This window comes from Komagataeibacter rhaeticus (assembly GCF_003207855.1).
In the GTDB taxonomy this organism is placed as follows: Bacteria; Pseudomonadota; Alphaproteobacteria; order Acetobacterales; family Acetobacteraceae; genus Komagataeibacter; species Komagataeibacter rhaeticus.
The window spans coordinates 1-8,365 of record NZ_NKTZ01000040.1; the positions used below are offsets into that span (position 1 = coordinate 1).

Annotated in this window: 5 protein-coding genes and 2 pseudogenes; 2 read left to right on the plus strand and 5 right to left on the minus strand. The window is 54.9% G+C overall.

All coding sequences use genetic code 11. The annotated features are described in order from the left end of the window. Positions 1 to 98: 98 nt before the first annotated feature. The 4 genes and pseudogenes from CFR78_RS15465 to CFR78_RS15485 all read right to left on the minus strand — a co-directional run. Positions 99 to 473: pseudogene (locus CFR78_RS15465) on the minus strand (transposase); the annotation flags it as partial. A gap of 295 nt (positions 474 to 768) precedes the next feature. Then, entirely contained in the window at positions 769 to 2,025 is a 1,257-nt protein-coding gene (locus CFR78_RS15475; RefSeq protein ID WP_146221312.1) for a hypothetical protein, read from the minus strand. A gap of 513 nt (positions 2,026 to 2,538) precedes the next feature. Beyond that, on the minus strand, positions 2,539 to 4,335 hold the full coding sequence (locus tag CFR78_RS15480; protein ID WP_110581345.1) for a tannase/feruloyl esterase family alpha/beta hydrolase: 1,797 nt from the start codon (positions 4,333 to 4,335) through the stop codon (positions 2,539 to 2,541). A gap of 130 nt (positions 4,336 to 4,465) precedes the next feature. Then, a complete protein-coding gene (locus CFR78_RS15485) occupies positions 4,466 to 5,251 on the minus strand; it encodes a siderophore-interacting protein (RefSeq protein WP_034930082.1) in 786 nt (261 codons plus the stop codon). Positions 5,252 to 6,042: 791 nt separating this feature from the next. On the opposite strand from CFR78_RS15485, the gene CFR78_RS15490 reads away from it, so the two are divergent. Next, positions 6,043 to 6,327: a helix-turn-helix transcriptional regulator gene (locus CFR78_RS15490; protein WP_084149655.1), complete on the plus strand. Its 285-nt coding sequence runs from the start codon at positions 6,043 to 6,045 to the stop codon at positions 6,325 to 6,327. On the opposite strand, the gene CFR78_RS15495 is transcribed toward CFR78_RS15490, so the two are convergent. Beyond that, complete coding sequence (locus CFR78_RS15495) at positions 6,293 to 7,549, minus strand: tyrosine-type recombinase/integrase (protein ID WP_110581346.1); 1,257 nt, start codon at positions 7,547 to 7,549, stop codon at positions 6,293 to 6,295. The two genes, CFR78_RS15490 and CFR78_RS15495, sit on opposite strands and share 35 nt — an antisense overlap. Before the next feature lie 66 nt (positions 7,550 to 7,615). Here CFR78_RS15495 and CFR78_RS15500 point away from each other — a divergent pair. Next, positions 7,616 to 8,365 (plus strand): annotated as a pseudogene (locus CFR78_RS15500) (IS3 family transposase); the annotation flags it as partial.

Consider the following 8,365-nt stretch of genomic DNA (forward strand, 5'->3'; position numbering starts at 1 on the left):
ATTCTTACCTCTCAAATGACGTCAATAACGACGTCGTTAACGACGGTAAGTTACCAGTCACAATCCTCAATCATAAGGCGGCCTCAAACGGCCGGTTACTCATATCCGGCGCGGGAACCGCTTTCCGGCGTCGAACGTAATGTCCGGCTGTCGATAATGGCTGCCGTTGGCTCCGCCCTGCGGCCAGAAGCGACACGCAGCACGGCACGCAGGTCAGACGCCAGTAACTCGAAGCAGCCTGCATCCATCCAGCGACGGGATTGCTGGTAGACCGCCGACCACGGCGGAAGATCGTTCGGCATGGCCCGCCAGGCTATCCCGTAGCGGATCACGTAACGCAACCCATTGAACAGTTCGCGCAATGCGTGATGTCGTTGTTCCGCATCCTCGCGCATCAGGACCAGATACGGGACAACCAAAGACCATTCTTCGTCTGATACGTCAGAGGAATACGGTTTGCGTGCAGGTGCCATCCCTCATTACTGCACCAATCAGGAGCGAAAGTACATAACACCCTCTAGAACAACTACACGTCTATTCCTAAATATACTCACCTTATTGAAATCCTGAAATATAAATTATATGCTCTTATTTTGCCATAGAAATTATTCGCTTGAAACACAATAATAATTTATTTAAGTTGCAATATTAAATAGATACCAAACGAAAAAACTTCTGATTAACATAAGCGATAGCATCTGGCCTCTAAAAACCCTTAAGTTGAAGCCTTTTCTGGTAATAAAAACTTTAATCAACCTACGGCCCGATCTATGGTTCGGCAGTTGCCCTTACATCATGAAGAATACGTTGTTCCAAACGGTTTGCCAGCCACTGCAACGTGTGGTCTGCAGTAAGAGCCAGTTCCTCCATTAATTCTCGATAAATAATTGCCGCATCTCGTTGCTGAGAGAAGAAACGCTCCATAAAGGCGTGTTTGAGCGGTTTGCCTTCTTGGTCGATGTCCGGAGCATTTGCAAGAACGTAACGGATCGGGGTACCGTTCACCTGACCGGTTCCGCAACCTATCCAACAAATTGGCTGGATATGGCCCGAAGTCATGTTATGGGTCAGATCGTTTCGAAAACCGCGCAGCGCCAAAAAGCTCCCTGGCACAATGTTCGGGATAGCGTAAGGCAGATCCATTGCTCCCAAATCAGTCAATAGCGGCTTGGCTCCCTTGGGGAAGGGCGCGTAAACTTTACCAGGCTCATTGTAGGGAAAATATAGTCTCCCTGGCATTTCTGCATGTCCAAAAGGCTCGCGAACTAAGAAGACAAATAATCGGTACAATAGGTCGAGAGCTGTTGCTACGGCACTGATACCATCTATGAATGCTGCGTGCAGTCTCTCCGCAGTAGGCGAAGCATGGTTAATCTCATTGCCTGCAACGAGTTCACCAAAATATCGTTTTTCCTTGTTCTCTATTAACAGACGAACCTGCTCCATCATGCGATTGCCGCACTCGAAAGCTCTAATAAGAGCAGTTCTAGTATGTTCAACTAGGATATGGGCATTGCGCGCGAAAAGCTGATGATAGCCGGGAGTGCCGACCGCATAATCTGCTTGAGCCATACGGGCAGAAAACTCCGAGTGGTCCATTTTTCCGTCCCTGACAGCATCAATAATTTCGAGAAGATCTTCCGCCCCTTGAACCGTCCATGGGACGCCAGTCATGGGCTCTGACAATCGACGCAGAGCAGTGTCTATCCTCTGTGCAGACCCCAGAGTGGCTTCGATAAATGACTCAGCTGAGATGATGTGGTTTTTAGGTTCTGCCAGCCTAAAATAAGTCTTTCCGCCTCTCCCATGAAAACGACATCTTAGCAGCGTCTCGATATGGTCAAGCAAAGCATTGCCACGCATTGGGAATAACGCATTCAACTCCACCGTCCCATCATCAAGCAATAACGGGTCCGATAATCGAACACGGATACCGCTAGTCATATCGTACCAAGCAGTATCACGAAGGGGTTCACATAATTGTGGATAGGAAATCCGCATATGAACAAGAGTTTTCGCAGACATACATTCAACCTAAATTCTGAGATCGTGATAAATAATGATTAATTTCTATTAATAACCAGTTTTATTTTTCTTTACTTTATTTATATATGTAATATAACTATATTATTATATAACAATAACCAACAAAATACATTTCATCCAATCCTAGAATAGATCCCTAAAAAAGACAACTCTGTTACAAGCTTCTAGTAAGGTGTTGGACTTAACTTATTCGAATATACTGCTAAACGCTACGTCCGGTTTTGGAGAGACAGGACGCCTGACCGAACGTCCGTCATGAGGCGATTGCGGCCTGTCCGGTTAAGACACAGTGAACAGGCCGCAATTCATGCCGTCGACATACGGGTTGATATCTGCCCAGGCCGGTCGAGGTCGTGAAGCGTGGGCGTGATCGCTGGCCCCTGCTCCATCATCCTACTGGGCGAGGGCAGTGCGCTGGAACCCATGTAACCGTGAAGTCTGAACAGCCCCGGTCGTCCGCCCGACATCTGATGCCGGGCGGCGCGGTTTCCGTTACTTCGCGCTTTCCGCCACAAGCCTGTCATCCCGGACGCCATACTGCTTCTGGTTATCCGGGCCGATAAGCGGCGTGGCGTGACTTGTAAATGTCATCGGCAGGGACACAGGCGATTTCACAGGGCGGTAATTCCGCGCATCATTCACGTCCCCTGCCCCGGTATACCGGGCAATATACGGATAGGGATAGACCGGACGGCTGGCCGTCGCCGTGGCATTCGGCTGCGCATAAGGCTGGCTGGGCATGGGGGCCATGTGGATCCGCCCGCCCGCCGGGGGCCTGTCATGGCTGCCGGGTGGTGGTCCCATCGGTTCCCTGCCCTGTGCTGTCCGCTCGGTGCGGATGACGGCGGGCACGGTGTCGGTTTCAGTCCAGCCCATCAGCGGCGAGAGGAAATCGATCTGCGGAAAGCCCTCGCCATTGCCGCAATGGCCCACGCCGGGCAGCAGGTAGAATTTCAGGAAGCTTTCGGTCTCCTCCACGCCCATTTCACGCTGCACGCCCTGATAATAGGCGATGGTGTTCAGGGGCGAGATCGACTGGTCCGCCAGGCCATGCCACAGGATCAGACGGCCACCACGTTTGTGAAACGCATGAAGGTCCGTGTTCTCGGCATTATACAGCGGGGCCAGTTCGCTCATCCGGGCGAAGGAGGCATCATCAAAGCGGAAACGGGTCAGGTCAGCCGCCTTTTCATCCACCTGCGCCGCAATGACATAGGCAATGGCGGAAGCGGCAATGCCATTGCTCATGGATTCCCCATGCGCGGTCGCGGGCAGCGCCCATTGCAGTTCCGATCCCGGCAGGGGACCACCAATGATGTAGGGGTGACCGGATGCATCGGTTGCTCCGGCATAGAGACGCACAGCCGCCTGCGTTTCCTCCGCCGTCAGGCAGTGCGCGGTGTCGCTCTGGCCGACCGGACACCGCACCCATGCGGGATCGAAATGGCAGGTGCGGGGATCTTCGAGAATACCGTCCTTTACACCCGAAAGCGTATCGCAATGGCGGATGACGGCATCATGCAGCACGCTCACGCGGCCCTGCAGCAGGATGCTGGTGCCATCGGCACGCTGGTTCCCGCGCACGTTCCATGCGTGGTAGAAAGAGTTCTGCACGGTAAACAGGGCCGCCGGGGCACCGGCGGAAATGCCGTCAAAGTCATCAGGGAAGCGCTGGGCTTCCATCAGTGCTTCGCGCCCACCATCGGAACAGCCGACAAAATAGGAATATTTCGGGGCCTGTCCGTAGAAAGCCGCCATCAGGGCCTTGGCCGCCAGCGTGGTGACATGGTTCGCGCGATAGGCGAAGTCGATGCGCTTTTGCGGATCCTTGCCAAACTCGCCCTGCGCCAGTCCCGTCATGGAGCCGGTATGGCCCATGTCATCACCCGCCATGACGAATTCGCCATTCAGGGCGGGCGCGCAGGCCCCGGCGTTACTGACGCCCACACGCGTCATGCCGCACAGGCCACCACACCCACCCAGCAGGAAGCGCTGGGTCCAGTGCTCCATGGGCAGGTCGACCTCGAAGGAAATCGCAGGCGCGATCTGTCCCGTGACCTTGCAGAATTTCCCCTTCGGCGTCTGAAGCACGGCAGCCTTCCGGCCATGGACTGCAGCGCCGACGGCGGGCGCAAGATCGATATGGCCCAGCGCATCGCACGATATGGCGGGAGCGACCACCGGCAGCGAAGCCATATCCGCTGCCTGTGCAGGAGTGGCAGGCAGCAATCCTGCCCCTGCCCCCATGACCGCAAGGAGAACGGTCAGGGTCAGAAGTATGTTTTTCATATCAGGCAAAATGTCCTGTTCGGCCTTCTTCGGTTCATGAACCAAACGTAGGTCATGTCTCGCTGAATGAATGTATAAATTTGTAAGGGAGGCGCCGCATCATGGTCCTGACACCCATGCCCCTTATCGTTCAGCGCGCGTCCCCGAAATCCTTGACCGACGCATCGGCCTGGCCCTTCACCCAGTAGCCGGATGCCTTGATCCACTGTGCCGGAATCCTGCGTTCATCGAGAAGATACTGGCGCACGGCTTTCGCCACGCGGGCCTCGGCACCGACCCAGACAAAAGTACGGTCCGGAATTTCCAGATTTTTCAGGACAGCAAGAATGCCGGCAGCGTCATCCGCTTGCTCCATGGAGCGATGGACCCAATGGGCAGCATGGTGTGCGGCCGTGGTAAAGACCTGCTCGTCTTCCGCCCCCGGCACGGCAACCACGCTCGTAACGGACGTCCGGGCAGGAAGCGCCTCAACCCGTCGTCCGATCGCAGGCAACGCCGTTTCGTCGCCGATCAGAAGCCAGTGACCAATCGGGCCGGAAATGATCTGCGACCCGCGTGGACCACCGATCTCCAGTCGGTCACCCGGTTTGGCGGCCCGCGCCCAGGCCGCGGCCGGGCCACCATGGTGATTGACGAAATCCAGAAGCAGCGTACCGTTCTGCGGGTCGTAACGGCGTGGCGTGTAATCGCGACGGGTTGGTGCGCCATCCAGGCCGGGCACGAAGATCTTGATATGATCATCCGGGGATGGGCTGGTGAACCCGGCCAGTTCGGGGCCACCCAGCGTGACACGGATCATGTGCGGGGTCAGGCGCTCAATAGCGCGGACTTCAAGACTACGCCTGACCAAGTCATGCCGCACACGGCGGATCTCGGGGGCATCATCGCGATTTGAAAAGGACTGGAAAAGCTTCATCACTGTGTATCCCTGTCATGCCGACAGACCGGTGACTGTGGATACACAGACGCACAGGCTGCCAGCATGCTGCTGTCAGTTTCTGTGCGTTGTTTCACGTTAACGCATACGAAAGTACGATCCGCAAAGACCGCACTAGCTGTTTCGATCAAAGCCTTCGAAAGCAGGGTCTGTCAACGGGTTTTCAATATCCTCCTGCCCCGTTACGTGCGGGGTGCCTGGTCGCAGCATCCTTGGATCGGGCAGCCACCACGCCCACGTCGAGTTACGCATGGACCAACCATGCGGGCAATGGCGAGACGCGATGGACGTTCATCTCCATGGAAGTCGGGACAATATTGCGCACTTCCACATGTTCTCCGGCGACGGTTTCAGGACACGGACTGGAGGCCATGGTCGATCATGTCGATCCGTCCCGCCGCCAGTGCAGGACGCCAACGATAGGTTCCAGCGACATGATCATCCTGCACAAGCGCATGGATCTCTGCCCTGTTACGCAGACAGGTTATGATCTGACGTCTGCTTTCGGGAACATCAATCGCCAAGGTTCATGTCTTGAACCAAGGCGTATTCTGACGATCCGCCAATCATGCAACAGGGCATACGCATTGAGAACTGTCTCTTCACAGACTGACCTTATGCTGTACAGGCATCCAGATCCTGTATAAACTGCTGCCCCTATCCTATTTTTATCCGTTTCTATCCCGTTTGTTCCTACGATAGAAAATACACTTCCGCACAACGATACCTATTGGCTCTTATTATTAGCGCCAATAGGAAAGGTTAGATCAATGCACGCCAGAGCCATATCGTCTCCCCGGAAATCAATCCGTCGGAGCCAACTGCGTGAAATGGTGCCACTGGCCGACAGCACAATTTACGAAATGGAACAACGCGGTGAATTCCCGCGCCGCTTCTGTCTTTCGCCACGCTGTGTCGTGTGGGACCTGGCCGAAGTGGAAGCATGGTTGGAAGAACGGCGTTCGAAACCAATTATGCCGGCAAGAGGTCCCGACGTAAGGCAGAGGCGAACGCGCTCGATCAAAGGGCAGGATCCGGCTCGAACAACGGCATAGATGGTGACACCAGGTTGGGCACGTATTTCTTACCTGCGATCCAGGCATCCACGGTGTTCGACCACTCCTGCATCATATGACGCCGTTGTAGCTCGTATTCTGCTTTATTATAGACGCCCCGCGAGGAACGCCCGTCTTCATGAGCAAGACATTTCTCAATCCAGTCGCTATTGAAGCCCAGTTCATTCAGAAGCGTTGATCCCGTGCGACGAAGGTCGTGGACCGTAAAAGCTTCCAACGACAGCCCATCCTTTTTGGCCTGATCGACGACCGAATAGGTCACGCGATTGAATGTCGCACGGGACATCGGCGCGTCTGCATCATAGCGAGACGGTAGTAGGTAACGCGAATTTCCTGCACACGTTTTCAATGCGATCAATATGTCCAGCATCTGATGAGAGAGAGACACATTATGTGCCTTTGAACGCTTCATGCGTTCTTTAGGAATTGTCCAGACAGCATTCTCGAAATCAACTTCATCCCAGACAGCGTCCTGCAATTCGCTTTTCCTGACCATGGACAGTAAAAAGAACCGCATTCCCAGGCGGATGGTCGGCAACGTCGGTACGTTTTCTATCACCCGGAACAACACCCGAATTTCAGCGGGAGAAAGTGCACGGTCCTTGGGAACGAAGGTCGCGATCGATGATGGTCCGACCTCGTCGGCAGGATTGGCAACCTTCTCTCCATGCAAAATACCAAAGTTGTAGATCTGCTTTACAATATCCCGAACGTGTATCGCCGTCGCCGGCGCACCGCGATCGACTATCGCTGCACAATGCGTCCTGAGATCATTCGGCGTGATCTCGGTCAGAAGACGGTTGCTCCAGACAGGAAGCAGTTCCCGTTCGAAAATTGCGCGACGCATGGCCCGGGTGCTATCGGCCATTGCTGCAGCCTGCAGCCATTTCTCTCCCAGCTTGCCAAAGCTTTTGGCCTCCATGAGGCGCCGCTTGTTGCGCTGCTTCTCGATCGCCGGAGAAATTCCTTCCGCAAGAGCGCGTCTCGCATCAATACACTTCTCCCGTGCACGCGCGAGCGATAGTCCCCTTGGACCGTATTTCCCGAAACACACGGTCTCGCGCCGTCCATTCAGACGGTAGTCCATTCGAAAGGACACCACGCCTTTTTCCGTGACGAGGACATACATCCCGTCACGGTCCGCGACCTTGTATTTTTTTCCTTTTGGTTTCAACGATCTAATTGCAGCATCCGTAAGCATAGAGGTGGTCCCCATTTTTCGGACAGGGCGATAAGCTATCATCTGGCCTGAACGAGGACGGGTTTTATGGGCAAGGTTACGCGGAAACGGTATGCGGCAGAGTTCAAGTCACGGGTTGCGCTGGAGGCGATCCGTGGGGAACTGACGCTGGCGGAACTGGCTTCGAAACATGGCGTGCATCAGACGATGATCGCCCAATGGAAGCGCCAGGCGATCGAAGGCATGGCAAGCCTTTTTTCTGGTAAGTCAGTAACGGAACCTTCAGTCAGCCCTGCTGATGTAGAGAAACTGCACGCCAAGATCGGCCAGTTGCTGGTGGAACGGGATTTTTTGCGGGATGCCTCTGCTCGGTTGGGCGTGATCAGAGGCGGCAGATGATTGACCCGAAGAGAGCATGCCTGCCGATAATCCGGCAATGCACGCTGCTGCAACTCAACCGGTCGGGCGTCTACTATCGGCCTGTGCCACAGAGCGAAGCCAATCTGGAGCTGATGCGGCTGATCGACGCCCAGTTCCTGGAAACGCCGTATTATGGCTCACGGCAGATGACATGGCATCTGCGCCGCCAGGGACATGAAGTGGGCCGCAAGCGGGTCCGGCGGCTCATGGCGATCATGGGCCTGCGGGCGATCTACCAGAAGCCGCGCACGACCGTGCCCCATCCGGAGCATCGGAAATATCCATATCTGCTACGGGATCTGGTCATCAATCGGCCTGACCAGGTCTGGTGTTCCGATATCACATATATTCCCATGAAACGGGGATTTCTCTATCTCGTGGCGATCATGGACTGGTTCACGCGCAAGGTCCTGTCCT